Source organism: Streptomyces beigongshangae (assembly GCF_019710745.1).
In the GTDB taxonomy this organism is placed as follows: Bacteria; Actinomycetota; Actinomycetes; order Streptomycetales; family Streptomycetaceae; genus Streptomyces; species Streptomyces beigongshangae.
This window is the reverse complement of record NZ_JAHKJW010000008.1, coordinates 39,447-62,404: the sequence shown is the minus strand read 5'-3', so window position 1 is coordinate 62,404 and position 22,958 is coordinate 39,447. Positions and strand designations below refer to the sequence as shown.

Below are 22,958 nucleotides of genomic sequence, written 5' to 3'. Positions count from 1 at the left end.
CCGCCTGTTCCCCGTCGGCCGTCCGTTCCCCGGCCGCCGCCCGTTTCCCGGCGACCGTCCGTTCTCCGGCGGTTGCCGGTTTCCCGGCGCCCGTCGGCGCCCCGGCGCCCTCCCGCGCCTCGGTGGCCGCCTGTTCGCCGGTGGCCGCCCGCCCGGCGGTGTGCCTCCGGGCGGGCGGGGCCTTCCGGGGCGCCCGTTCCGTGACCGCCCGCTCGCCGGGGGTCGGTGTCCCGGCCGCGGGGTCGGTCTCCCGCGCCCCGGGAGCCCCCCGCCCGGCCGGCGCCGGCCGGGCGCGCTTCGTGGCCGGCCGCCGCCGGGGAGACCCGGCTGCGTCCCGCAGGGCCAGGCTCGCGCTGATCCGGCCCGCGATCTCGACGGGCGTCAGCCCGATGTCGGCGAGCACCTCGCTCCGCTTGGCGTGCGCGAGGAACTGCTCGGGGATGCCGAACCGCCGTACGGGTACGTCGACCTCGGCGTCCCCCAGCGCGAGCGCGACCGCCGCGCCCACACCGGCGGCCCGGCTGTTGTCCTCGACGACCGCGACCATGCGGTGACCGGCGGCCAGCGGGGGCAGCGCGGGGTCGACGGGTTTGACCCAGCGGGGGTCCACGACCGTGCAGCCGATCCCCCGGGCCTCCAGCAGTCCGGCCGCGCGCAGGCACACCGGTGCCATCACGCCGACGGCGACCAGGAGCACGTCGGCCCGCTCACCGCGGTGCAGGACGTCGACGCCGCCCACCCGGTCGACCGCCGGGACGTCCGGGCCCACCGACTCCTTGGGGAAGCGGAGCAGCGTGGGGGCGTCGTCCACGGCGACCGCCTCGCGCAGCTGGGCACGGAGCTGGCCGGCGTCCCGCGGCGCGGCGATCCTGAGCCCCGGCACGACCTGGAGGACCGACAGGTCCCACATGCCGTTGTGCGACGCCCCGTCGGCGCCCGTCACACCGGCCCGGTCCAGCACGAACGTCACCCCGCAGCGGTGCAGGGCGACGTCCATGAGGAGCTGGTCGAAGGCGCGGTTGAGGAAGGTCGCGTACACGGCGACGACCGGGTGCAGCCCGCCGGTCGCGAGCCCCGCCGCGGACACCGCCGCGTGCTGCTCGGCGATACCGACGTCCCACACCCGTCCGGGGAACCTCTCGGCGAACTTCGTGAGCCCCACCGGGTGCAGCATGGCCGCCGTGATCGCCACGACGTCGTCGCGCTCCTCCCCGATGCGCACGATCTCGTCGCCGAACACGGAGGTCCAGGACGGACCGCCGGGGGGTGCGAGCGGCTCGCAGGTGAGCGGGTCCATCGCACCGACCGTGTGGAAGTGGTCCTCCTCGTGCGCCAGCGCGGGCTCGTAACCGCGTCCCTTCTCCGTCAGGCAGTGGACGAGCACGGGCCCGTGGAAGCGTTTCGCGCGCCGCAGGGCCGACTCGACCGCGCCCGTGTCGTGCCCGTCGATCGGCCCGACGTACTTCAGCCCGAGGTCCTCGAACATGCCCTGCGGGGCGAACGCGTCCTTGAACCCCTTCTTGGCGCCGTGCAGCGACTCGTAGAGCGTGCCGCCGACGACGGGGGTGCGCAGCAGGACGTCCTTGCCCCATGCCAGTGCCTTCTCGTAGCCGTCGGTGGTGCGCAGGGCCGCCAGGTGGTCGGCGAGGCCGCCGATGGTGGGCGCGTACGAGCGCTCGTTGTCGTTGACGACGATGATCAACGGCCGGTCCTTGGCGGCGGCGATGTTGTTGAGCGCCTCCCAGGCCATGCCGCCGGTGAGCGCGCCGTCGCCGACGACCGCGACGACGTGCCCCTTCTCCCCCCGCACCTGACGGGCCTTGGCGAGCCCGTCGGCCCAGCCGAGCGCGGTGGACGCGTGGCTGTTCTCGATGACGTCGTGCTCGGACTCCTCGCGCGAGGGGTAGCCGGACAGGCCGCCCTTGCCGCGCAGCTTGGAGAAGTCCTGACGCCCGGTCAGCAACTTGTGCACATAGCTCTGGTGGCCGGTGTCCCACAGGATGCGGTCGACGGGTGACTCGAAGACCCGGTGGAGCGCGATGGACAGTTCCACCACCCCCAGATTGGGTCCCAGATGTCCCCCGGTCCTGGCGACGGCGTGCACCAGGAACTCCCGGATCTCCTCGGCCACCCGGCCGGTCCCGGCCTCGGACAGCGCCTTCAGGTCGCGCGGTCCCCGGATGGTCTCCAGAATCGTCACGTCGGGCCCCCTCTCGGTCCGTGCTGCAGCTACCCCACCGTGCCGACGGGTGCCCCCGCCGCCGTGACCTCCGGCGCGCCCGGCGCGACGCCGTCGGCCCGCATCCGCTCGGCGAGCCCCGTCGCCTCCTCGCAGCCGGCCGCGGTCAGCTCGGCGATCTGCTGGAGCGTGGCACCGACGTCCGACGTACGGGTCGTCGTCATCGACTGCACCGAGACGGGCGCCCCGCCCCCGACCGCCACCGGTCCGACCTGGAGGCGCCGTGAGGCACGGCGCTGCGCGACCGGCCGGACCGGCACCTCGGGGAGGCCCAGGGAGACGGCGGTCATGTCGTCACCCGCGGTTCGCCGAGACGGTCTCGCGGGCGGCCCGCAGGGACTCCCTGAGGGAGCCCATGGTGGCCATGACCGCGGTCGGCTCGTAGCCGCAGTGCGCCATGCAGTTGGCGCACCGCGGGTCCTTGCCGCGGCCGTAGGCGTCCCAGTCGGTCTCCTCGATCAGCTCCTTGTACGTCGTGACGTACCCGTCGCTCATCAGGTAGCAGGGCCGCTGCCAGCCGAAGAGCGAGTAGTTGGGGATCGCCCAGGCCGTGCAGGGGAAGTCGGCCCGGCCCTCCAGGAAGTCCAGGAAGAGCGGGGAGTGGTTGAGGCGCCAGCGCAGCCGGTTGCCGCCCGCGAATGCCTTCCTGAACAGCTCGCGGGTCTGCTCCACCCCGAGGAAGTGCTCCTGGTCGGGCGCCTTCTCGTAGGCGTAGGCGGGCGAGATCATCATCTCGTCCACGGCCAGGTCGTCGTTGAGGAAGTCGAGCACCTCGACGATGGTCTGGGGGGTGTCGGTGTTGAAGAAGGTCGAGTTGGTGGTCACCCGGAAGCCGCGCCTCTTGGCCTCCTTGATGGCCTCGACCGCCTCGTCGAACACCCCCTCCTTGGCGACGGACGCGTCGTGCCGCTCCCGCAGGCCGTCGATGTGCACGGTGAACGCGAAGTACGGCGAGGGGGTGAACCTGTCCAGTTTCTTGCGCAGCAGCACCGCGTTGGTGCACAGGAAGACGTACTTCCTCCGGGCCACCAGCTGCCGGACGATCTCGTCGATGTGCGGGTGCATCAGGGGTTCGCCGCCGGCGATGGACACCATCGGCGCGCCCGATTCGAGCACCGCCCCCACGGCCTGCGCCACCGGCATGCGCTGCTTGAGGACTCCGGCCGGGTGCTGGATCTTGCCGCAGCCCTCGCACTTCAGGTTGCAGGCGTACAGCGGTTCCAGTTCGACGATCAGCGGGAACTTGTCCCGCCCGCGCAGTTTCTGTTCGAGGAGATACGTCGCGACCTTGATGGTCTGGCGGAGCGGCATGGCCATCTGGCTCACCTCCTGGGGAGCAGCGGAGAACGGTGCCATTCATGAAAAACGGGAAGGATGGCACGGAGGACGCGGAAAGCCGATATTCCACCGCGCAGCGTGCCGATCCGGACGAGTTCATATGCGGGAGCGTCCACGACCACCCGTACGGCGGCAACCGGACGCTCTCCCGTGCCGACGGCCGTGTGGAGCGTGGCAGCCGACTCCATGTCGACCGCGATCGCCCCGGTCGCGAGCAGCCGCGGCCGTTCGTGGCCGCGGACGATGTGATCGGAACCGGTGAGCGGTCCCGTGTGGACGGCGCGCCCGGGAACGGCGCGCTTCAGTTCCCCGACGAGCAGGCCGGTGCCCACGCACGGGGTGACTCCGTGCGGGTCCCGGGTCTCCTCGGCGACGACCAGGTCTCCCGGACGCATACCGGGGGCGAGACCGGCGCAGAAGCCCGTGGCCAGGACGGCCGCCCCGCTCATCGCGGGTCCGGCCAGCGCCCTGCCGACCGCCCGCCGGGCGGCCGGCGCCCCCATGCCGGTGCGCACCACGGTGACCGGTCCCGCGGCGCCGCCGCGGTCGCCGCCGGTGCGCAGGGCGAGCCGCTCGATGCCCAGTGCGCAGGCGATCAGCAGCGGGGCGGCGCGCGGTGCCCCGCCCATCAGTGCGCCCTGCGCGAGGAGTGCCGCGGGGCGGCGAACGGTTCGCCGTTGACGTACCGGCCGAGCGCGGTCAGCGGGAAGACCTGCCGGTAGAGGTGGTAGTTGATGGAGAAGTCCCACGGGAACCCGGTGCCGGTGAAGTACGGCTCGTCCCAGGAGCCGTCCGCCAGCTGGGTCCGGGCGAGCCAGGCGATGCCGCGCTCGACGGCCCTGGAGTCCCGCTCCCCCGCCGCGAGCAGCGCCAGCAGCGCCCACGCGGTCTGGGAGGCGGTCGAGACGCCCCGTCCGCCCCACCCGGCGGCGTCCCGGTAGGAGCGCAGGTCCTCGCCCCACCCGCCGTCGTCGTTCTGCACGGTCTCCAGCCAGGTCACCGCCCGGCGGATCGCGGGGTGCGAGCCGGGCAGCCCGGCGGCGGCCAGCGCGGGCACCACCGACCCGGTCCCGTACACGTAGTTGACGCCCCAGCGGCCGAACCAGGAGCCGTTCTCCTCCTGTTCGGCGAGCAGCCACTCGATGCCCCGGCGGGTGCGCGGGTCGTGGGCGAGGCCCTCGACCGCGAGCATCTCCACGACGTGCGCGGTGACGTCGGCGGACGGCGGGTCGATGACCTCGCCGAAGTCGCAGAACGGCAGCCGGTTGGGTAAGGGACTGGTGTTGTCGACGTCGAAGGCGCCCCACGCGCCGTTCCTCGACTGCATGCCGAGGTTCCAGCGCACCCCGCGCCCGATGGCCTTCTCCACGCGCTCCGGGTCGTGGTGCTCGACGCGGCGCAGCGCGAGGACCACCTCGGCGGTGTCGTCGATGTCGGGGTAGTTGTCGTTGTGGAACTCGAAGGCCCAGCCGCCGGGCGGGAGTCCGGGCCGTTTGACCGCCCAGTCGCCGGGACGGACGATCTCCTCGCCGAGCATCCAGTCCGCCGCCCGCACCAGCTGCGGATGGTCGGCGGGCACGCCCGCGTCGGCGAGCGCGATGGTCGCCAGGCAGGTGTCCCACACCGGTGACTGGCATGCCTCGATCATGCGGGCCCCGTCCTCGCGCCACACGGCGAAGCGGTCCAGGGAGGCGAGTCCCTCGCGCATCACGGGGTGGTCGAGGTCGTAGCCGAGCAGGTACAGGGCGATGACCGAGTAGACGGCGGGCGGCTGGATGCCTCCCCAGCACCCGTCGTTCTCCTGGCGCTCGATGATCCAGCGGGCGGCGCTGTTCATCGCGGCCCCGCGCAGCCGGCGCGGGGCGACCCTGCGGTAGGCGTGCAGGGCCCGGTCGAGCCGCTGGAACACCCCGTCCCAGCTGGCCAGTCCGGCCCGCGGCCGGGCCGGGCGGGGACGACGGGGGTCGGTGTGCAGCTCGTCCAGGGCGAAGGGCGCGGGACGCACCGGGCGCTTGGCCGAGACGACGGTGAGCGGCACTATGGTCTGCCGGGCCCAGCAGCCGAAGTCGTAGATGTTGAGCGGTGCCCACCTGGGGAACCAGATGAGCTCCGGCGGGAGTTCGGGGAGGTCGTCCCACTTCCACCAGCCGAACAGGGCCAGCCAGATCCGGGTGAAGACACGGGCGGCGGCGATGCCCCCCTGTCCGCGGATCCACGCGGCCGCCCGCGCCATGTGCGGGTCCTCCGGTGCGTCACCGGCCAGCCGCAGGGCGACGTACGCCTCGATGGTCGTGGAGAGTTCGCCCGGTCCGCCGTAGAAGGAGGCCCAGGTGCCGTCCTCGCGCTGTTCACCGCGGATGAACAGGGCGGCGGCCTGCGTGGTCCCGTGGTCCTCGATGCCCAGGAACCGGCGGAGCAGCAGGTCCTCCGCGTCCATCGTGACGTTGGTCTCCAGGTCGCCCTTCCACCAGCCCTGGGCGTCCTGTGCGGCGAGCAGGAATTCGGTGGCGCGCCGCATCGCGTGCGCGGCGGCGTCCCGCACACCGGCCGGCCCGGCCGCCGCGGGGGTCGGTTCCGTCCGGATGTCGCTGGCCGAGGTTGCACGGGGCGGCAGGGCCCCGGGGCTTCCGTCGGTCGTCGCTGTCATGGCTTCCCCTTCGTGCAGTGGTGTCTCTGCTGTGGGTCCGCCGTCGGCCGGTACGTGTGGTTCCGCGGCACCGGCCGGCGACTACGCGAGGGCTGTCCGACCGATGGGGCTCATCTCTTCCGTACGACGACGAAGTCGGCCAGCTCCACGAACTGGGCCCGCACCCGGTCCGGCATGCGGATCGTGTCGAGCGCCTCGACGGCGACGGTGTGCTGGCGGCGCGCCTCCTGGGCGGTCCACTCGCGGCCGCCGGCCTCCTCGATGAGCGCGGCGCGCGCGGCGAACTCCTCCTCGGAGAAGTTCTCGAAGTCGCTCCGGCCGGCGTCCGCGGCGAGCAGTTCGCCGAGTCGCACGGAGGCCGGGCCGCCCGCCGCGAGCGCGGCCACGACCGGCAGGGACTTCTTGCGCTGGCGCAGGTCGCTCCAGGTCTGCTTGCCGGTGGCCACCGGGTCGCCCCAGATGCCGAGCAGGTCGTCGACGGCCTGGAAGGCGAGGCCGAGGTGGTAGCCGTACTTCTCCAGGGTGTCGGCCGTGCGGTCGTCGGCGCCGCCGAGGACCGCACCGATGGAGCAGGCGCAGGCGAGCAGGGCGCCGGTCTTGTTGCCCTCCATCTCCAGGCACTCCTCGACGCTGACCCGGTCGCGGTGCTCGTAGGAGATGTCCTGCGCCTGGCCGTCGATCAGCGCGCGCGTGGCGGTGGTCAGCCGGCGGGTGGCGCGGCCCGCCTCGACCGTGCCGAGTTCGAGGAGCAGTTCGTTGGCCAGCGCGAACAGCGCGTCGCCCACGAGGATCGCCTGGGCGGGGCCGTGCACCTTCCAGACGGTGTCACGGTGGCGGCGCTGCTCGTCGCCGTCCATCAGGTCGTCGTGCAGGAGCGAGAAGTTGTGCACCAGTTCCACGGCGACCGCGCCCGGCACGCCCACCTCGGGGGCGGCGCCGGCGGCCTCGGCGGACAGCACGGCCAGGGCGGGCCGGACGGCCTTGCCCCCGTCGCCCTCGGCGGGGTTGCCGGCGGCGTCGATCCAGCCGAAGTGGTAGGCGGCGACCGTGTCCATGGGCGGGGCGAGGCGGTCGATGGCCGCCCGCAGCACCGGTGAGGCCAGGGTCCGGCCGCGCTCCAGGAGCGCGGTCACGTCCACCGCGTCGGCAGTCTTCGATGCCGGGGGCACAGTGGGCACAGTCTCTCCTCCATTGGCGGTACTGGGGCTGCGGGAGCCGGTGGCGGCCGCGCTCCGGCCGGGCGTCATGCCGCCTCCTCGAACAGCTCGGCGAGGTGGTCGCGGGGCCGGCCCAGGGCGCTCAGCGCGGCGTCGGCCGCGCTCACCCCGCTGCGGACCGCGCCCTCCATGGTCGCGGGCCACCCCGTGGCGGTCCACGCGCCGGCCAGGTACAGGCCGGGGACCCCGGTGCGGGCGCCGGGCCGCAGCCGGCCGACGCCGGGGGCCGGGGCGAACGTCGCCGTCCGCTCCCTGGTCACGAAGAAGTCCCGGACCCGGGCGTCCCGGGTGCGGGGCAGCAGCCGCTCCAGCTCGGGCAGGTAGCGCTCGCGCAGCGTCGCGACGGGTGTGTCGATCTCGTCCTGCGCGGCCGACTGCGACAGCGCGAGGTACTGGCCCTCCCGCAGCCCGGAGGCCGCGGTCCGGTCGAAGACCCACTGCACCGGGGAGCCGAGCGCGGCGAAGAACGGCCGGGCGAGCACCGTGCGGTCGTACACGACGTGGATGTTGAGGATCGGCGCCGTGCCGATCTCCAGCAGCCGCCCCGGGGCGTCGAGCGCGCCCTGCGGCAGCAGGTCGTGGGCCTCGCGCTGCGGTACGGCGAGCACGACGGCGTCGGTCTCCAGCGTCCCGCCGGGCACCCGGACGCGCCAGCGGCCGTTCTCCTGGCGGGAGACGGAGGTGACACGGGTACGGACTTCGGTACGGACGCCCGCGGAGTCGAGCGCCTTGCGGGCCAGCCGGTCGTGCAGTTCTCCCAGCGGGACGTGTGCCCAGCCGATGTCGGCGGCGCCCGGGGCGGAGAGCAGCCCGGTCCTGAACACCATCGCGGCGAGCCCGAGCGAGGCGTCGCCGGCCACCGCGTTGAGGGTGGCGACCCCCACGAGGTCCCACAGTGCCTCGACGGCCCGGTCCGACTGGCCGTGCGCGGCCAGCCAGCTGCCGAAGCTGCGCGTGTCGAGCGCGGGGTCGGCGGGATCGAGCTTCCTGAGCGCCCAGGCGGCACGGCCCACCCGGGCACGCTCGGCGAGCGACAGATGCGGGTAGGCCGCGAGGCTGCGCGCGAGATGCAGCGGCACGGGCAGCGCCGTGCGGCCGATCCTGCCGAGCCGGCGCCCCGGCCGCGCCCCGGCGTCGAGGACGGGGACGTCGAGACGTTCCTGCAGCGGCGCGAGGTCCGCCGCCCCGACGCGGTCGAGGAACCAGCGGTAGGCCGTGCAGCAGCGCAGGTAGACGTGCTGGCCGTTGTCCACCGTGAGGTCGCCGCGCCGGAAGGAGAAGGCGAGTCCGCCGAGGCGGGGCCGGCCTTCGAGCAGCGTCACCCGGACTCCCGCGTCGGCCAGCGCGAGGGCCGAGGTCGTTCCCGCGAGCCCCCCGCCGACCACCACGGCCGTCGCGGGGCGGTCCGACGCGCCGGCGGCGGGCCCTTCGTCCTGCGTGGTGTCGTTCATCGCGCACCTTCCCCCGCGGCTCCGCCGTGCCGGTGGAACGGGGCGCGGCCGGCCGTCGCAGTCAGGGACGCCGTCCGCGACCGGAGGGTTGCGTCCCGTTTCCAGGGACTTGCGTCGTCCTGGGACGGAGTGTCCATCAGGCCCGCCTCCTGACGGTCCGGCGCGAGACGTGCCGGGCGTCGAGACCGGACAGGCCCCGCACGGCGACGTACGCCTTCTCACGGCCGGGCAGCGAGACCCGGCCGCGCAGGACGGCCTCCGGTTCGCGCTCGATGCGGTCCAGGAGGCGGCGGTAGATGCCGGCCATCGCGGCCACGCAGGCGCCGCTGCGCCGGTCCAGCATCGGCAGCAGCCGGTAGCCCTCCGCGAACAGCGCGCGGGCCCGCCGCACCTCGAAGTGCACGAGGCCCGCGAAGTCGGAGCCCTCCGGCGGGCGCGGCCCGCCGAACCCGGCCGAGCAGCCGAACTTCGCGAGGTCGTCCGCGGGCAGATAGGTCCGGCCGTCCCCGGCGTCCTCCCGGACGTCCCTGAGGATGTTGGTGAGCTGCAGGGCAAGGCCGAGCGTGTCCGCGTACTCGGGGGCCCGCTCGGCCCCGCGCGCCCCCGGTTCCGTGCCGAAGACGCCGAGCGAGAGCCGGCCGATGGCCCCGGCGACGCAGCGGCAGTAGACCCTGAGGTCGTCCCAGGTCTCGTACGTCTCGCCGCGGACGTCCATCAGGACGCCGTCGATGAGTTCGTCGAGGCCGTCGAGCGGCACCGGGAAGTGGTCCGCCGTGTGCCGCAGCGCGACGGCGACCGGGTCGGTGTCGTCGTCGTCCACCGACCGTTCGCGGACCCGGGTGAGCAGGGTCCGGGTCTCCTCCAGCCGCTTGGCCTTGACGTCGGGTGCGAGCGTGCCGTCGCCGATGTCGTCGACGCGCCGTGAGAACGCGTACAGCGCGGACATGGCACGGCGCTTGGGCGCCGGCAGCAGCCGGATGCCGTACGCGAAGTTGCGGGCCTGCCGCCCGGTGATCGCCTCGCAGTAGCCGTATGCGGCGAGTACCGGTGCGGACAGGTGCGGTTGCGGCTCCACGGTCCGGATCACCCCTTTCCTCGCAGGGTCACTCCCACCTCGCGCAGCAACTGGAGCTTGCCGGGCTTCGGCGGGCCGGGAAGTACGTCGAACTCGGCGGCGGTGATCGCCCGGATCGCCGCCCCGCCCCCTGCCACGAACCCCGCGAGCAGCAGCCTCAGCCTGCCGTGGACGCTACCCACGAGGGGGGTGCCTTCATTCAGGAGACCGCGGGCGCGTTCTGCTTCGTACGCGACCAGCGCGCGCACCGATGCGCCTGCCGTGGGTGCGGCGAGGTCCGCCTCCCGGACGTGGAAGCGCTCCATGTCCTCGGCGGGGAGGTAGACGCGGTCGCGGCCGAGGTCCTCGGCGACGTCCTGGAGGTGCTCGACGATCTGCAGGGCCGTGCAGATCGCGTCGGAGCGGCGGACCCGTTCGGGGGTCGAGGCGCCGGTGACGGACAGGACGAGACGGCCGACCGGGTTGGCGGACAGCTCGCAGTAGGCGAGGAGGTCGCCGTAGGTCGCGTACCGCCGGACGAGCTGGTCCTGGCGGTTGGCCGCGATCAGGGCGAGGAAGGGCTCGGGGGTCAGGCCGGCGCGGCGGACCGTCGGCTGGAGGCGGCGCAGGAGCGGGTGGCCGGGTGTCGAGTCGAAGACCCTGCGCAGGTCCGCCTCGAAGGCGTCGAGCAGCACGACCCGGTCCCCGGCCTCCTCGGGCGGCACACCGAGGAGGCGGGCGTCCGCGCCGCCGGGGGCCAGGTCCCCGTCGCCGATGTCGTCGACGAGCCGGGCGAAGCCGTAGACCGCCACGAGGTCGGCGCGCCAGGCCCTGGGCAGGAAGAACGGCGCCACGGGAAAGTTCTCGTCCGCGGCCTTGTCGAGGGTGCTGCGCTCCGGGTCGCCCGTGCGCACCGTCCCGACTGGCGTCACCGTCCGCCGCCCGGGCCGGGGGCGGCACACCCGCAGACGGCACACGCACGGCGGAGCCGGAGACCTTCCGTAGCCATTGCCGTCATATCTCCCGTTCTACACTGCTGACCCATTGGTGCCTCTTTCGGACACGCCGCCCGGCCACCCGGCTGTTCGCACGGCGGGCCCTATGCCGGGTGTCGTGCGCTATCGCCCCACTTGCCGCGAATCAGCACCGGTACAGCTTACGTTGTACAACCCACCACGCTCCGCCGGGGTGTCCCGCACATCACAAGAACACACCGATTGGCGTCAAGATTCCTACGGGCGTGGGGAGTTGACGTTTTCTTGGCAGACGCAGGGCCCCGCCGAACCGTTCCGGCGGGGCCCTGCGTCCTGCTCGGCGGCACGGGTTACCTGCCCGTGAACTTCTCGTACTCCTTGATGACCTCGTCGGTCGGGCCGTCCAGGCGGAGCTCGCCGCGTTCCAGCCACAGGACGCGGTCGCACGTGTCACGGATCGACTTGTTGTTGTGGCTGACGAGGAAGACCGTGCCGGCCTCCTTGCGCAGCTCCCGGATCCGGGCCTCGGAGCGCTTCTGGAAATTGCGGTCGCCGGTGGCGAGGGCCTCGTCGATCATCAGGACGTCGTGGTCCTTGGCCGCCGCGATGGAGAAGCGCAGCCGGGCGGCCATGCCGGAGGAGTAGGTGCGCATCGGCAGGGTGATGAAGTCGCCCTTCTCGTTGATGCCCGAGAACTCGACGATGTCCTGGTAGCGCTCCTTGATCTGTTCCCGGGACATGCCCATGGCCAGTCCGCCGAGGATGACGTTGCGCTCGCCGGTCAGGTCGTTCATCAGGGCCGCGTTGACGCCGAGGAGCGAGGGCTGGCCGTCGGTGTAGACGTGGCCCCTCTCGGCGGGGAGCAGTCCGGCGATGGCCCGCAGCAGGGTGGACTTGCCCGAGCCGTTGGAACCGATCAGGCCGATGGCCTCACCGCGGTAGGCCGTGAAGGAGACACCGCGGACGGCGTGCACCTTGCGCACGCCCCGCTCCTCGCCGCGCTTGATTATGCGGCTGAGGGCTGCGGTGGCGCTGCCCTTGCCGGTCCTGGCGCCGTTGACCCGGTAGACGATGTGCAGCTCGTCCGCGATGACGGTCGGGATCGGGCTCCCGGTGTTCTGCTCAGCCACGGCCGTAGCGCTCCTCAGCCTTCCAGAAATACACGAAGCCGCCGAGGGCGACGAGGAGGGCCCAGCCGCCCGCGACCGCCCACACGTGCGGCGGCAGGTTCTCGGAGCCGTAGCCGTCGATGAGCGCGAAGCGCATCAGGTCCATGTAGATGGCGGCCGGGTTCCACTGGAGGATGTCGGCGATCCAGTCGGGGTGCTCGTCGAGCATCACGGGGATCGAGAACATGACGCCGGACGCGTACATCCACGTGCGCATCACGAACGGCATGAGCTGGGCCAGGTCCGGGGTCTTGGAGCCCATCCTGGCCATGATCATGGCCAGGCCGGTGTTGAAGAGGAACTGCAGGACCAGCACCGGCACGATCAGCAGCCAGGACGGCCTCGGGTAGCTGCCGAAGCCGACCGCCACGACGAACAGGACGATCATCGAGAAGAGCAGCTGCTGGAGCTGCTGCAGCGAGAACGAGATCGGCAGCGCGGCGCGCGGGAAGTGCAGTGCCCGGACCAGGCCGAGGTTGCCGGAGATCGCGCGCACGCCCGCCATCACCGAGCTCTGGGTGAAGGTGAAGACGAAGACACCCGTCACCAGGAACGGGATGTAGACCTCCCGCTCCATGCCGCGGTCGGCCTTCAGGATCAGGCCGAAGATCAGGAAGTACACGGCCGCGTTCAGCAGCGGTGTGGCCACCTGCCACAGCTGGCCGAGCTTGGCCTGGCTGTACTGGGCGGTGAGCTTCGCCTGCGAGAAGGCGAGGATGAAGTGACGCCGTCCCCAGAGCTGGCGGACGTAGTCGACGAGCCCGGGCCGGGCACCGCTCACGGCCAGCCCGTACTTGGCGGCGAGGTCCGCCGCGGAGAGCCCGTCGTCGGGGGACGGGGGGGCGCTCACCGCGACGCCGCCGTCATGCGTTGTCTCACTCACAAGTGGAAACTTTCGTCCTCAAGATGCGCGGCCTGGTGGGGCACAGACCAAAGACAGGGACCGGGGTACGGCCCGAATGCTCTCAGACATCGAGCATGTCAGATGACCGGTGGCCGGCCCAGACGGGTCAGGCGCCATACCGTACGCCACTTCATCGGCCGCCGGGGGCCGCAAGGGCTGGTCCAGCCCTCCTTGAAACCGCCGAACCATGCCTTCAGGGCCGGCCCCGAGGGGCGGCGGGCGAGGGTGAGCAGCATCCACACGCCGAGGTACACGGGGACCAGCGGGGCAGGCAGGTTCCGGCGGGCCAGCCAGACGCGGTTGCGGGCGACCATCCGGTGGTAGACCGCGTGCCGGGAGGGCGCGGTCGTGGGGTGGTTCAGCACCATGTCCGAGCGGTAGTCGATCATCCAGCCCGCGTCCAGGGCCCGCCAGGCGAGGTCGGTCTCCTCGTGGGCGTAGAAGAACTCGTCGGGCAGCCCGCCGACCTCGGCGAGCACCTTCGTGCGGACCGCATTGGCGCCGCCGAGGAAGGTGGTGACGCGGGAGTCGCGCATCGGGTCGGAGGCGCGCAGCCGCGGCACGTGGCGGCGCTGGGTGATCCCGGTCTCTGGGTCGGCGATGCGGAAGCTGATGATGCCGAGCTCCGGGTCGGCCGCGAAGGCCCGCCGGCAGAGCTCGGCGGTGTCGTGGCGCGCGAGGAGGCCGTCGTCGTCGAGGAAGAGCAGGACGTCCACGTCGGTGCCGCCGGGGCCGAACGCCTCGATGCCGACGTTGCGGCCGCCGGGGATGCCGAGGTTCTCCGGCAGCTCGACCGTACGGACGTTCGGTATCGCCCCGGTGACGTCGGGGACGGGCGAGCCGTTGCCGACCACGACCACCTCGACCGGGTCGCCGTCCTGCTTGGCGACCGAGTCGAGGAGGGCGCGGAGTTCGTCGGGGCGGTTGCCCATGGTGATGATCACCGCGCCGACCTTCATGGCGGTGCTCACTTCAGCCTGCTGGAGGCGAGGATCGACACCAGGTGCAGCACGGTCTGCAGCAGCGCGATGCCGGCCAGGACCGCGACGCCGAGCCGCGAGAAGAACAGGTCGTCCCGGACCGTGTCCAGGACGGCGAGGACCAGGATCAGCAGGGATGCCTCTATGCCCAGGACGAGCCGGTGGAACTTCAGCGCGGCGGCGGCCCGGCGGGCCAGCGCCATGCCGGAGGAGCGCGGCTCGGACGCCGACTCCTGGACCGGTGCCTTCCCGGTCTGGTGGCGGGCGACCCCGACGAGGTCGGTCTCGGACTTGATCAGGACGGCGCCGAGGGCGGCCAGGGTGCCGAGGAACGCCCACAGCCAGTCGATCCGCCCGGTGCCCCACAGGTCCGCGGCGCGCAGGCCGAAGCCGACCAGGACCGCGGCGTCGCACAGGTAGGCGGCGACGCGGTCGACGTACACCCCGGTCATCGAGTACTGCTTGCGCCAGCGGGCGATCTCGCCGTCCACGCAGTCGAACAGCAGGTACAGCTGGACCATCAGCACGCCGAGCAGGGCGCCCGGGATGCCCGGCACCAGCAGGGCCGGGGCGGCGAGCACGCCGAAGACGGTCATCACGTAGGTCAGCTGGTTGGGCGTGACCCGGGTGTTCACCAAGTGGCGGTCGATGCGCAGCGAGATCTCGCGCATGTAGAGCCGGCCTCCCCAGTGCTCACCGCTGCGCCGGTCCTTGACCCCCGGGGGGTGGACGACCGGGCGGAGCTCAGCTACCGATGGCTTTTGCATAGTCGGCGTATGCGTCCCTGATCTGGTCGGTGGACAGGTCGAGGTGTTCGAGGATCGTGAAGCGGCCCGGCCGGGTCGTCGGGGCGAACTCCACGACCTGGACGAACTCGTTCGGGGTGAAGCCGATCTCCTCGGGCAGCACGGGCAGTCCGTGGCGCCGCAGGACCTCCGCCATGTACGCCGACTCCTCGCGGGCACCGCGCAGGTGCATCGCGAAGGCGGCGCCCAGGCCGCACTGCTCGCCGTGGCTGGCGGCGCGCTTGGGGAAGAGCAGGTCGAAGGCGTGGTTGATCTCGTGGCAGGCGCCGGACGCCGGGCGGGAGTCGCCCGCCACCGACATCGAGATGCCGGTGAGGACCAGGCCCTCGGCCAGCACCTGGAGGAAGCCGTCGTCGCCGACGCCGCCCGGGTGCCGCAGCACGGCCTCGCCGGCCTGGCGGGCCATCGCGGCGGCGAGGCCGTCGATCTGCTCGCCCTTCTCACGGTTGGCCAGCTCCCAGTCCGCGACCGCGGAGATGTTGGACAGGGCGTCGCCGATACCGGAGCGGACGAAGCGGACCGGGGCCTCCCGGATCACGTCGAGGTCGATGACCACGGCGATCGGGTTCGGCACACCGTAGGAGCCGCGGCCCGCGTCGTTGTCGAGGGTCGCGACCGGGGAGCACAGGCCGTCGTGCGAGAGGTTCGTGGCGACGGCGACCAGCGGGAGGCCGATCCGGGCCGCGGCGAACTTCGCGCAGTCGATGATCTTGCCGCCGCCGAGGCCCACGACCGCGTCGTAGCGCCCCCTCTTCATGGCGTCGCCGAGCTTGATCGCGTCGTCCAGGGTGCCGCCCCCGACCTCGAACCAGTCGGCGCCCGGCATCGCCGGGGCCAGCCGGTCGCGCAGCACGGCGCCCGAGCCGCCGCTGATCGCGACGGCCAGCTTGCCGGAGTGCGAGATGCGCTGGTCGGCGAGGACCGCCGCCAGGTCGTCCAGGGCGCCCGGACGGATGTCGACGACGACCGGCGAGGGGATGAGCCTCGTCAGTACTGGCACGCGATCTCACGTCCCTTGGCGAGGTCGTCGTGGTTGTCGATCTCGACCCACTTGACGTCGCCGATGGGGGCCACGTCGATCCGGAAGCCGCGGTTCACGAGCTCCTGGTAGCCGTGCTCGTAGAACTGCTGCGGGTCCGTCTCGAAGACCGTCTTCAGCGCGTCGGCCAGCTCGTCGGCGGCGTCGCCCTCGATGAGGGTCACACCGATGTACTCACCGGTCGCCTCCGCGGGGTCCATCAGCTTGGTGATCTTCGTCATGGAGCCCTCGGGGCCGACGACGACCTTCATCTCCTCGTCGGCGAGGGACTTCACCGTGTCGAGGGCCAGGATGATCTTCCTGCCGTCGCCGCGGGCGGCGAGCAGGGTCTTCTCGACGGAGACCGGGTGCACGGTGTCGCCGTTGGCGAGGATCACCGAGTGCTTGATGGCGTCACGGCCGCACCACAGGGAGTAGGCGTTGTTCCACTCCTCGGCCTTGTCGTTGTCGATCAGCGTGATCTTGACGCCGTACTTCCGCTCCAGCGCCTCGCGCCGCTCGTAGACGGCTTCCTTGCGGTACCCGACGATGATCGCGACCTCGGTCAGGCCGATCTCGGCGAAGTTGCCGAGGGTGAGGTCGAGCACGGTGATGCCGTCCTCCTCGCCTTCGGGTCCGACCGGCACCAGGGCCTTGGGCAGCGTGTCGGTGTAGGGGCGCAGACGCCGTCCGGCGCCGGCAGCCAGCACGAGGCCGATCATGCGGGTTCTCCTTCATCGTGTACGGCGGGTGCGCCGCGCCTGTGGGCGGTCACCCAGAAGCGGATGCTCTCGAAGAGCACCAGCAGTGCCACGGCCACGGCGAGAGCCGTGAGCGCGACCGTGAAATCTTCGGCGGCGAGCAGCGCGGCCAGGACGGTGACCAGCAGTGTCCTGCCTTCGTGCCCGCCGATCGCCCGCACCAGCCAGTGCGGCGGCGCGCCGGCGTCGCCGCGGATGCGGTACACCGTGTCGTAGTGATGGTAGGCGACGGCGGCCACCAGCCCGAAAGCCGCCGGAAGGGCGCCGTTCACCTCCGCTTCGGCCGCCAGGATCAGCACGGTGCCGTACTCGGCGGCGCGCAGTACCGGCGGGACGAGCCAGTCGAGCGCTCCCCCGAGGGGCCGCGCGACGGCGGCGCCGGAGGTGAGGACGTACAGCGCCGCGGCGAGGACGGGCCACCAGCTGCCATGGCCGGAGGTCCGGGCCGCGACGACGAGGAGCACGGCGCCCGGCAGCGCGATCAGCAGGCGCGAACCGAACGGCGGCCTGGCCGGGAGCCGGCCGAGCAGCGCCGCGCAGGCCCGCGCGAGGGGGCCCGAGTCGGTGAGGTCCGCCAGTGCCCGGACGGCCCGGTCGCTCCGCCCCCGGCGCTGAACGCCCGGGGGGACCCCCACCGCCCTGCGGGTCACCGACCTCAGCACCCGGCCGGCGGTGGTGTAGCACGCGGCGAAGGCGCAGCCGATCAGCAGCACGCAGAAGGTGGTGCGGGGCGTGGTGAGGGCGGTGAGCACGGCGATCATCGCCCAGCGCTCGCCGATCGGCAGGACGATCATGCGGCGCAGCCAGACCGTCCAGCCGACGCTGTCGAGCTTGCCCGAAAGGGCGGCGGTGGGACCGGTGGCGGCGGCCGCGCTGCCGGCGTTCGCCTCGTTGAAGGAGAAGTCGACGACGTGCCGGCAGGTCTGCAGGACCATCGCGCCGAGGGCCAGCGCCCACACGTCGTCCCCGCCACGGGCCGCGCCGAGGGCGAGGCCGGCGTAGTAGGCGTACTCCTTGGCGCGGTCGAAGGTCGCGTCGAGCCAGGCGCCGAGCGTGGAGTACTGCAGGGAGTAGCGGGCGAGCTGGCCGTCCGCGCAGTCGAGGACGAAGGAGAGGAGGAGCAGCAGCCCCGCGGCGACGAAGCCGCCCCGGGTGCCGGTCGCCGCGCAGCCGGCCGCGATCAGCGCGGTGACCAGCGAGGCCGTGGTGACCTGGTTCGGGGTCAGGCCCCGGCGGGCGCACCAGCGGGCCAGGTGGCGGGAGTAGGGGCTGACGCAGTACGTGGTGAAGAAGCCGTCGCGGGACTTCACGGCCGTACGCAGCCGGATCGCCTCGTCGTCCACGGCGTCGACGGCCTGCCGGGCCTCGTTGCGGGCCTGGGGGTCCCTGGGGACCGCGGCGACGAGCTCGCCCAGCTCGGGGCGGTGCAGACCGGTGCCGAGGAGTTCGGCGACGCGGTCGGTGACGATGCCGACCACCACGGAGCCGTTCGACGCGTCCGAGGAGGCGGTGCGCAGCGCCCCGGCCAGCGCCGGACGCGCCGCGGGCCGGGCGGTGACGGCGCCGGGGATCGCGGCGGCCTCGAAGCGGGGGTCCGTCAGGCCGAGCCGCAGCGCGTGGACGTGTCCCACGAAGCGGGCGTCGACCACGGCGACCCGCTGGTCCGCGGGGACGGCGGCGAGGAGGGTCTCGGCGTCGGCCGCGTCGACGGCGGCCCGCACGTCGAAGCCGAGCGACCGCAGATCGCCCTCCAGCGACGATCCGGGTACCGGCTGTCCGGTGAGGATGGCGGTCGGCAGACGAACTCACTCCTCTGGGTTCCGGCGTGCGGGACGCCGGGCGGGTGCGTGGTGGGGGTGCGCCCCGGGCCTGGGACGGCCGGGCGGCATGTCGGCAGAGGCTATCGGATGATGGGAAGCGGCCGTTCACCGCCCGTTCACGGTCCGATCAACAGGTTCTGATCGGCGCGTCCGCCGAGATCATCATCGTGGATCCCGGGCCCGGCCCACAAACCACGGACCATTCCGGCGCAATTACCGGCATAGCCACCCGGGCCGCGGAGGAGCCGGGCCGGGACGGGCCGAAGGCGGACCCGGGCCGGGCCGTGACCGGACCGGCATAAGGTGTGCCTCCATGACATGGCTGATCACCGGCGGGGCCGGGTACATCGGGGCACATGTGGCGCGGACCATGGCCGGGGCCGGGGAGCGCGTGCTCGCGCTCGACGACCTCTCGGCCGGCGTTCCGGCGCGGCTGCCCGAGGGCATCCCGCTCGTCCAGGGGTCGTCCCTGGACGGGGAGTTGCTGAAGCGGGTCCTCGCCGAACACGCGGTGACGGGCGTGGTGCACCTGGCCGCCCGCAAGCAGGTCGGCGAGTCCGTGTCCCAGCCCGCGCGCTACTACCAGGAGAACGTCGGCGGGCTCGCCACGCTCCTGGACGCGGTGGCCGGGGCGGGTGTGCGGCGTTTCGTCTTCTCCTCGTCCGCGGCCGTCTACGGCAACCCGGACGTGGACCTCATCACCGAGGACACCCCGTGCGCGCCGCTGAGCCCCTACGGCGAGACGAAGCTGGCGGGCGAGTGGCTGGTGCGGGCCGCGGGCCGCGCGCACGGCATCGGGACGGTGTGCCTGCGGTACTTCAACGTGGCGGGCGCCGCCGCGCCGGAACTCGCGGACACCGGCGTCTTCAACGTCGTCCCCATGGTCTTCGACCGGCTCACCCGCGGGGAGTCCCCGCGGATCTTCGGCGACGACCACCCGACGCCGGACGGCACGTGCGTGCGCGACTACATCCATGTCGCCGACCTCGCCGAGGCTCATCTCGCGGCGGCCCGGCGGCTGGCCCCGGCGGACGCGCCGGGTGACCTGACGGTGAACATCGGCCGCGGCGAGGGGGTCTCGGTGCGTGAGCTCGTGACGCTCATCGGCGAGGTCACCGGTGACGCCCGCCCGGCGCTCGTCGGGCCGCGCCGTCCCGGCGACGCCCCGCGCGCGGTCGCCTCGGCCGCACGCGCCGCACGGGAACTGGACTGGAGCGCGCGGCGCGGGGTGCGCGAGATGGTCGAGTCCGCGTGGCGGGGCTGGCTGCTGCACCGCGGGTGAGCCGGCCCGGCGGGAGCCCCGCGGGCCCGCGGACGGGGCCGGCGTACGCCCGGTGGCGGAGGGGTCCCGTGCGGGTGCGGGCCGGTCCGCCGGGTCCGGGCACCGCCTGCGGGCCACGGCGTACGGCCCGGCCCCCACGGCACTCGAAAGGGCGATCGATCCCGTTCTGGGGGGTTCCCTACCGGTAGCGGCGGGAACGATGAGGTGTCCGGGCCCTTCCGGTGTCCGGCCGGTGAGGGACGTGATGCCCGGCTCGGCCGCTCGGCGGAACCGGGCGGGCGGGGCTCCACGTGATGCCGGGAGTGCCGGCCCGGTACGGCAGACTTGGGGCTCGAAGACCGATGCGAAGGATGGGTATGCCGATCACTCCTGCCACCGCGACGCACAGTTCGCCGAACGGCGCCGCCGAAGCCATCTTGCTCGAACTGGTCGACGAGGACGGCGCCACGATCGGCACGGCGGAGAAGCTCACGGCCCACCAGCCGCCCGGGCAGCTGCACCGGGCGTTCTCCGTCTTCCTCTTCGACGAGCGGGGCCGGCTGCTGCTCCAGCGGCGGGCGCTGGGCAAGTACCACTCCCCCGGCGTGTGGTCCAACACCTGCTGCGGGCACCCGTACCCCGGCGAGGCGCCCTTCGCGGCGGCCGCGCGCCGGACGTCCGAGGAGCTGGGCGTCTCGCCGACGCTCCTCGCCGAGGCGGGCACGGTCCGCTACAACCACCCGGACCCGGAGTCGGGACTGGTGGAGCAGGAGTTCAACCACCTCTTCGTCGGGATGGTGCAGTCGGTCCTGCGGCCGGACCCCGAAGAGGTCGGGTCGACGGCCTTCGTGTCCGCGGCCGAGCTGGCGGAGCGGCATGCGCGGGAGCCGTTCTCCGCGTGGTTCATGACCGTGCTGGACGCGGCCCGCCCGGCGATCCGGGAGCTGACCGGGGACGCCGCGGGCTGGTGAGGGCCCGTCCGTGAGCCGCGGATCCGTCGCGGCGGGGCGCGGCTCGTCCTCCGCCGGTCCTCAGCGCACCCGCGCGGCGGTTCAGCGCACCCGCGCGGCGGTGAGGGGCAGGGCCGACCAGATCACCTTGCCGCCCGACGCCGTGTGCTCCACGTCGCACACCCCGCCCGCCTCGTGCGTGATCTCCCGGACCAGGAGGAGGCCGCGTCCGCCGGTCCGGCCGTGATCGGTCTCCAGGGCCGTCGGGCGGTAGGGGTGGTCGTCCTCGACGGAGACCCGTACCCACTCGGCGCCGACGGCGACCTCGACGGCGAGCGTCGGGGAGAGCACCGCCGCGTGCCGCACCGCGTTGGTCACCAGCTCGGAGACGATCAGCAGCAGTCCCTGCACGATGTCCTCCGGGACGGGTACGCCCTGGCGGGCCAGCAGGTCACGGACCGCGTGCCGGGCCTGCGGCACCGAGGCGTCGACGGCGGGGGCGGTGAACCGCCAGACCCCCTCGTACGGCAGTGGGCCTGGTGGTCTCCCCTCGGGGGGCGGCCCCCCGCCGTCCTCCGGACGGGGGCCCGGCCCCCGCCCCTGGTCGTCCATCGTCCGGTCGCCGCCCTTGCGCTCGATTGTCACCACACGTCGAGTGTTGGCAACGCGCTGGTCCATACCGGATAACTGAGCAGAAGTCAGCGGATATCGCCGGTTTTTGATCGCCCACGAAAGACATCGTCAACTGGGCGGCGAACCATGTCCGTCTTGTGTCGATTCCGGAACTCTTCCGGTTGTACGGGTTTGGTCCGAGACGAGACTCACGATGCGCCGGCCGCCGTACCCGGTCGCCACCAGGCCCAGCCCGTCGAAGAGCAGCGCGAGCGAGAAGAACGTGCCGATGGCGTACTTGCTGCTGCTCGGCCAGGACGCGAGCACGAGGATGCCCAGCAGCAGGCCGAAGGCCCCTTGGACGAGGGACCAGCCGAACTGCGGGCCGCGCACCACCATGCTGCCCACCAGCCGGAAGACGCCACCGGTCAGGAAGAGCAGCGCGGCGAACATGGTCAGTGCCTCGGCTGCCGCCCCGGGCTTGGTGACGATCACGATGCCGGCCGCGATGTTCAGGGCCGCCACCACGACCCCGAGCCAGAAGAAATTGGAGGCGCGGGCCTGCACCGCGTGCAGCAGGCCGACCACGCCGCCGATCAGCAGCAGCCAGCCGAACAGCAGCATCGAGGTCAGGGTGGCGAATCCCGTGTAGAGGAGACCCACCAGGCCGGCGAGCACCAGGACCACCCCGAGCGCGGCGAGCCAGCCGAAGCCGCGGCTGAGCTTCGCGGCCTCGTCCTCGGGCGTGGCCGGTGCGGACTTCTCTGCGGACCCGTCCACGGACCTGTCTGCGGATCTGAGCCTGAACCTGGCCATCAGCGCCTCCTCGGACCTGCGTGCCTGCCCCCGGTGCCCTCACGCCTACCCGCCCCCTTCTTGATCGTACGTTCGCGCGGGACGGATAGCATCCGGCCATGGAGCCGCAGCTGCTGCACAGCGTCGCCGACGGGGTCGCCACCGTCGTCATCCACCACCCGGCGAAGCGCAACGCCATGACGGCGGACATGTGGCGGGCGCTGCCTCCCCTGCTCGACGCGCTGGCCGCCGACCCGGCCGTCCGGGTGCTGGTGCTGACCGGGGAGGGCGGGACGTTCTGCGCCGGCGCCGACATCTCCTCGCTGCGGGGTTCGGCCGTGGAGGCGCAGGGCCTCGCCGTGGGGGCGGAGGAGGCGCTCGCCGCGTTCCCGAAGCCGACGCTGGCCGCCGTACGCGGCCACTGCGTGGGGGGCGGGTGCCAGCTCGCGGCGGCGTGCGACCTGCGGTTCGCGGACGAGGGGGCGTCCTTCGGGATCACTCCGGCGAAGCTGGGGATCGTCTACGCGGCCTCCTCCACCCGGCGGCTGGTGTCCCTGGTCGGACCGGCCACCGCCAAGTACCTGCTGTTCTCGGGCGAGTTGATCGGCGCGGAACGCGCGCTGCGCACCGGTCTGGCGGACGAGGTGCTGCCGGTCGGCGACCTGGACGGGCGGGTCGCGGAGTTCGGGCGGATCCTGGTGTCCCGCTCGCAGCTGACGCAGGCCGCGGCGAAGGAGTTCGCCGACGGCCGCACCGACCGCGACGCCTACTGGACACGGCAGGCGCGGGACGCCGGCGACACCGCGGAGGGCGTGGCCGCCTTCCTGGAGCGCCGGCCGGCCGCCTTCACGTGGACGGCGCCGGCCGCCGGGAGGGGATGAGGGGGCCGGCGGCCCTTGATCCCCCGTTGTCGGTGCCACCTGCCACAATTGCCGCGCAACCTCAGTGAAGAAGGCGGTACG

20 protein-coding genes and 2 pseudogenes are annotated in these 22,958 nt (G+C 72.9%); 3 read left to right on the top strand and 19 right to left on the bottom strand.

Annotated elements, in window-relative coordinates:
* Window positions 1–322 precede the first annotated feature (322 nt).
* The 17 genes and pseudogenes from dxs to KM933_RS08255 form a co-directional block, all read right to left on the bottom strand.
* Window positions 323–2,200: pseudogene (dxs, locus tag KM933_RS08335) on the bottom strand (1-deoxy-D-xylulose-5-phosphate synthase); the annotation flags it as partial.
* Window positions 2,201–2,328: 128 nt separating this feature from the next.
* Window positions 2,329–2,529: pseudogene (locus KM933_RS08330) on the bottom strand (flavodoxin-dependent (E)-4-hydroxy-3-methylbut-2-enyl-diphosphate synthase); the annotation flags it as partial.
* 4 nt (window positions 2,530–2,533) lie between these two features.
* On the bottom strand, window positions 2,534–3,556 hold the full coding sequence (gene hpnH, locus KM933_RS08325; RefSeq protein WP_221349763.1) for an adenosyl-hopene transferase HpnH: 1,023 nt from the start codon (window positions 3,554–3,556) through the stop codon (window positions 2,534–2,536).
* A 5-nt stretch (window positions 3,557–3,561) separates the two neighbouring features.
* A complete protein-coding gene (locus tag KM933_RS08320) occupies window positions 3,562–4,206 on the bottom strand; it encodes a phosphorylase family protein (protein WP_221349761.1) in 645 nt (214 codons plus the stop codon).
* The gene (gene shc / locus KM933_RS08315) at window positions 4,206–6,224 is read right to left on the bottom strand and encodes a squalene--hopene cyclase (RefSeq protein WP_221349759.1); all 2,019 of its coding nucleotides are present in this window, start codon (window positions 6,222–6,224) and stop codon (window positions 4,206–4,208) included. The genes KM933_RS08320 and shc overlap by 1 nt, the downstream gene beginning before the upstream one ends.
* Before the next feature lie 110 nt (window positions 6,225–6,334).
* On the bottom strand, window positions 6,335–7,471 hold the full coding sequence (locus KM933_RS08310) for a polyprenyl synthetase family protein (protein WP_221349757.1): 1,137 nt from the start codon (window positions 7,469–7,471) through the stop codon (window positions 6,335–6,337).
* Window positions 7,468–8,892 carry a hydroxysqualene dehydroxylase HpnE gene (gene hpnE, locus KM933_RS08305; RefSeq protein ID WP_221349755.1) on the bottom strand — a complete coding sequence of 475 codons (1,425 nt, stop codon included), beginning with the start codon at window positions 8,890–8,892 and terminating at the stop codon, window positions 7,468–7,470. The genes KM933_RS08310 and hpnE overlap by 4 nt, the downstream gene beginning before the upstream one ends.
* The gene (locus KM933_RS40550; RefSeq protein WP_221349753.1) at window positions 8,889–9,029 is read right to left on the bottom strand and encodes a DUF6380 family protein; all 141 of its coding nucleotides are present in this window, start codon (window positions 9,027–9,029) and stop codon (window positions 8,889–8,891) included. The genes hpnE and KM933_RS40550 overlap by 4 nt, the downstream gene beginning before the upstream one ends.
* On the bottom strand, window positions 9,029–9,979 hold the full coding sequence (gene hpnD / locus KM933_RS08295; RefSeq protein WP_221349751.1) for a presqualene diphosphate synthase HpnD: 951 nt from the start codon (window positions 9,977–9,979) through the stop codon (window positions 9,029–9,031). Before hpnD ends, KM933_RS40550 begins: the two co-directional genes overlap by 1 nt.
* Window positions 9,976–10,878, bottom strand: coding sequence for a squalene synthase HpnC (gene hpnC, locus KM933_RS08290; protein WP_221349749.1), 903 nt, complete (start codon window positions 10,876–10,878; stop codon window positions 9,976–9,978). The genes hpnD and hpnC overlap by 4 nt, the downstream gene beginning before the upstream one ends.
* A 392-nt stretch (window positions 10,879–11,270) precedes the next feature.
* Window positions 11,271–12,050, bottom strand: coding sequence for an ABC transporter ATP-binding protein (locus tag KM933_RS08285; RefSeq protein ID WP_221349747.1), 780 nt, complete (start codon window positions 12,048–12,050; stop codon window positions 11,271–11,273).
* Window positions 12,043–12,972: an ABC transporter permease gene (locus KM933_RS08280; protein WP_221349745.1), complete on the bottom strand. Its 930-nt coding sequence runs from the start codon at window positions 12,970–12,972 to the stop codon at window positions 12,043–12,045. The genes KM933_RS08285 and KM933_RS08280 overlap by 8 nt, the downstream gene beginning before the upstream one ends.
* A 98-nt stretch (window positions 12,973–13,070) precedes the next feature.
* Window positions 13,071–13,964, bottom strand: coding sequence for a glycosyltransferase family 2 protein (locus KM933_RS08275; protein ID WP_221349743.1), 894 nt, complete (start codon window positions 13,962–13,964; stop codon window positions 13,071–13,073).
* Entirely contained in the window at window positions 13,961–14,740 is a 780-nt protein-coding gene (locus tag KM933_RS08270; RefSeq protein ID WP_221349740.1) for a CDP-alcohol phosphatidyltransferase family protein, read from the bottom strand. The genes KM933_RS08275 and KM933_RS08270 overlap by 4 nt, the downstream gene beginning before the upstream one ends.
* A complete protein-coding gene (locus tag KM933_RS08265) occupies window positions 14,718–15,779 on the bottom strand; it encodes an iron-containing alcohol dehydrogenase family protein (RefSeq protein WP_221349738.1) in 1,062 nt (353 codons plus the stop codon). Before KM933_RS08265 ends, KM933_RS08270 begins: the two co-directional genes overlap by 23 nt.
* Window positions 15,767–16,519, bottom strand: coding sequence for a phosphocholine cytidylyltransferase family protein (locus KM933_RS08260; protein ID WP_221349736.1), 753 nt, complete (start codon window positions 16,517–16,519; stop codon window positions 15,767–15,769). Before KM933_RS08260 ends, KM933_RS08265 begins: the two co-directional genes overlap by 13 nt.
* Window positions 16,516–18,357 (bottom strand): DUF5941 domain-containing protein, encoded by a 1,842-nt coding sequence (locus tag KM933_RS08255; RefSeq protein ID WP_221349952.1) that lies wholly within the window; start codon window positions 18,355–18,357, stop codon window positions 16,516–16,518. Before KM933_RS08255 ends, KM933_RS08260 begins: the two co-directional genes overlap by 4 nt.
* A gap of 334 nt (window positions 18,358–18,691) precedes the next feature.
* On the opposite strand from KM933_RS08255, the gene galE reads away from it, so the two are divergent.
* A complete protein-coding gene (galE, locus tag KM933_RS08250; protein ID WP_221349735.1) occupies window positions 18,692–19,660 on the top strand; it encodes a UDP-glucose 4-epimerase GalE in 969 nt (322 codons plus the stop codon).
* A gap of 356 nt (window positions 19,661–20,016) precedes the next feature.
* A complete protein-coding gene (gene idi / locus KM933_RS08245; protein ID WP_221349733.1) occupies window positions 20,017–20,610 on the top strand; it encodes an isopentenyl-diphosphate Delta-isomerase in 594 nt (197 codons plus the stop codon).
* A gap of 81 nt (window positions 20,611–20,691) precedes the next feature.
* Here the strand turns inward: idi and KM933_RS08240 are convergent, their stop codons facing one another.
* Window positions 20,692–21,201: an ATP-binding protein gene (locus KM933_RS08240; RefSeq protein WP_221349950.1), complete on the bottom strand. Its 510-nt coding sequence runs from the start codon at window positions 21,199–21,201 to the stop codon at window positions 20,692–20,694.
* Between the two features lie 129 nt (window positions 21,202–21,330).
* Window positions 21,331–22,017 carry an HdeD family acid-resistance protein gene (locus KM933_RS08235; RefSeq protein ID WP_221349731.1) on the bottom strand — a complete coding sequence of 229 codons (687 nt, stop codon included), beginning with the start codon at window positions 22,015–22,017 and terminating at the stop codon, window positions 21,331–21,333.
* A 98-nt stretch (window positions 22,018–22,115) separates the two neighbouring features.
* On the opposite strand from KM933_RS08235, the gene KM933_RS08230 reads away from it, so the two are divergent.
* Entirely contained in the window at window positions 22,116–22,877 is a 762-nt protein-coding gene (locus KM933_RS08230; protein ID WP_221349729.1) for an enoyl-CoA hydratase/isomerase family protein, read from the top strand.
* The last annotated feature ends 81 nt before the right edge of the window (window positions 22,878–22,958 follow it).

Bases quoted from the DNA above. Each gene is read 5' to 3' on its own strand.
- hpnH (WP_221349763.1), bottom strand. From the start codon at position 3,556: ATGGCCATGCCGCTCCGCCAGACCATCAAGGTCGCGACGTATCTCCTC.
- KM933_RS08320 (WP_221349761.1), bottom strand. From the start codon at position 4,206: ATGGGCGGGGCACCGCGCGCCGCCCCGCTGCTGATCGCCTGCGCACTG.
- shc (WP_221349759.1), bottom strand. From the start codon at position 6,224: ATGACAGCGACGACCGACGGAAGCCCCGGGGCCCTGCCGCCCCGTGCA.
- KM933_RS08310 (WP_221349757.1), bottom strand. From the start codon at position 7,471: ATGACGCCCGGCCGGAGCGCGGCCGCCACCGGCTCCCGCAGCCCCAGT.
- hpnE (WP_221349755.1), bottom strand. From the start codon at position 8,892: ATGAACGACACCACGCAGGACGAAGGGCCCGCCGCCGGCGCGTCGGAC.
- KM933_RS40550 (WP_221349753.1), bottom strand. From the start codon at position 9,029: ATGGACACTCCGTCCCAGGACGACGCAAGTCCCTGGAAACGGGACGCA.
- KM933_RS08270 (WP_221349740.1), bottom strand. From the start codon at position 14,740: ATGCAAAAGCCATCGGTAGCTGAGCTCCGCCCGGTCGTCCACCCCCCG.
- KM933_RS08260 (WP_221349736.1), bottom strand. From the start codon at position 16,519: ATGATCGGCCTCGTGCTGGCTGCCGGCGCCGGACGGCGTCTGCGCCCC.
- galE (WP_221349735.1), top strand. From the start codon at position 18,692: ATGACATGGCTGATCACCGGCGGGGCCGGGTACATCGGGGCACATGTG.
- idi (WP_221349733.1), top strand. From the start codon at position 20,017: ATGCCGATCACTCCTGCCACCGCGACGCACAGTTCGCCGAACGGCGCC.
- KM933_RS08240 (WP_221349950.1), bottom strand. From the start codon at position 21,201: ATGGACGACCAGGGGCGGGGGCCGGGCCCCCGTCCGGAGGACGGCGGG.
- KM933_RS08235 (WP_221349731.1), bottom strand. From the start codon at position 22,017: ATGGCCAGGTTCAGGCTCAGATCCGCAGACAGGTCCGTGGACGGGTCC.
- KM933_RS08230 (WP_221349729.1), top strand. From the start codon at position 22,116: ATGGAGCCGCAGCTGCTGCACAGCGTCGCCGACGGGGTCGCCACCGTC.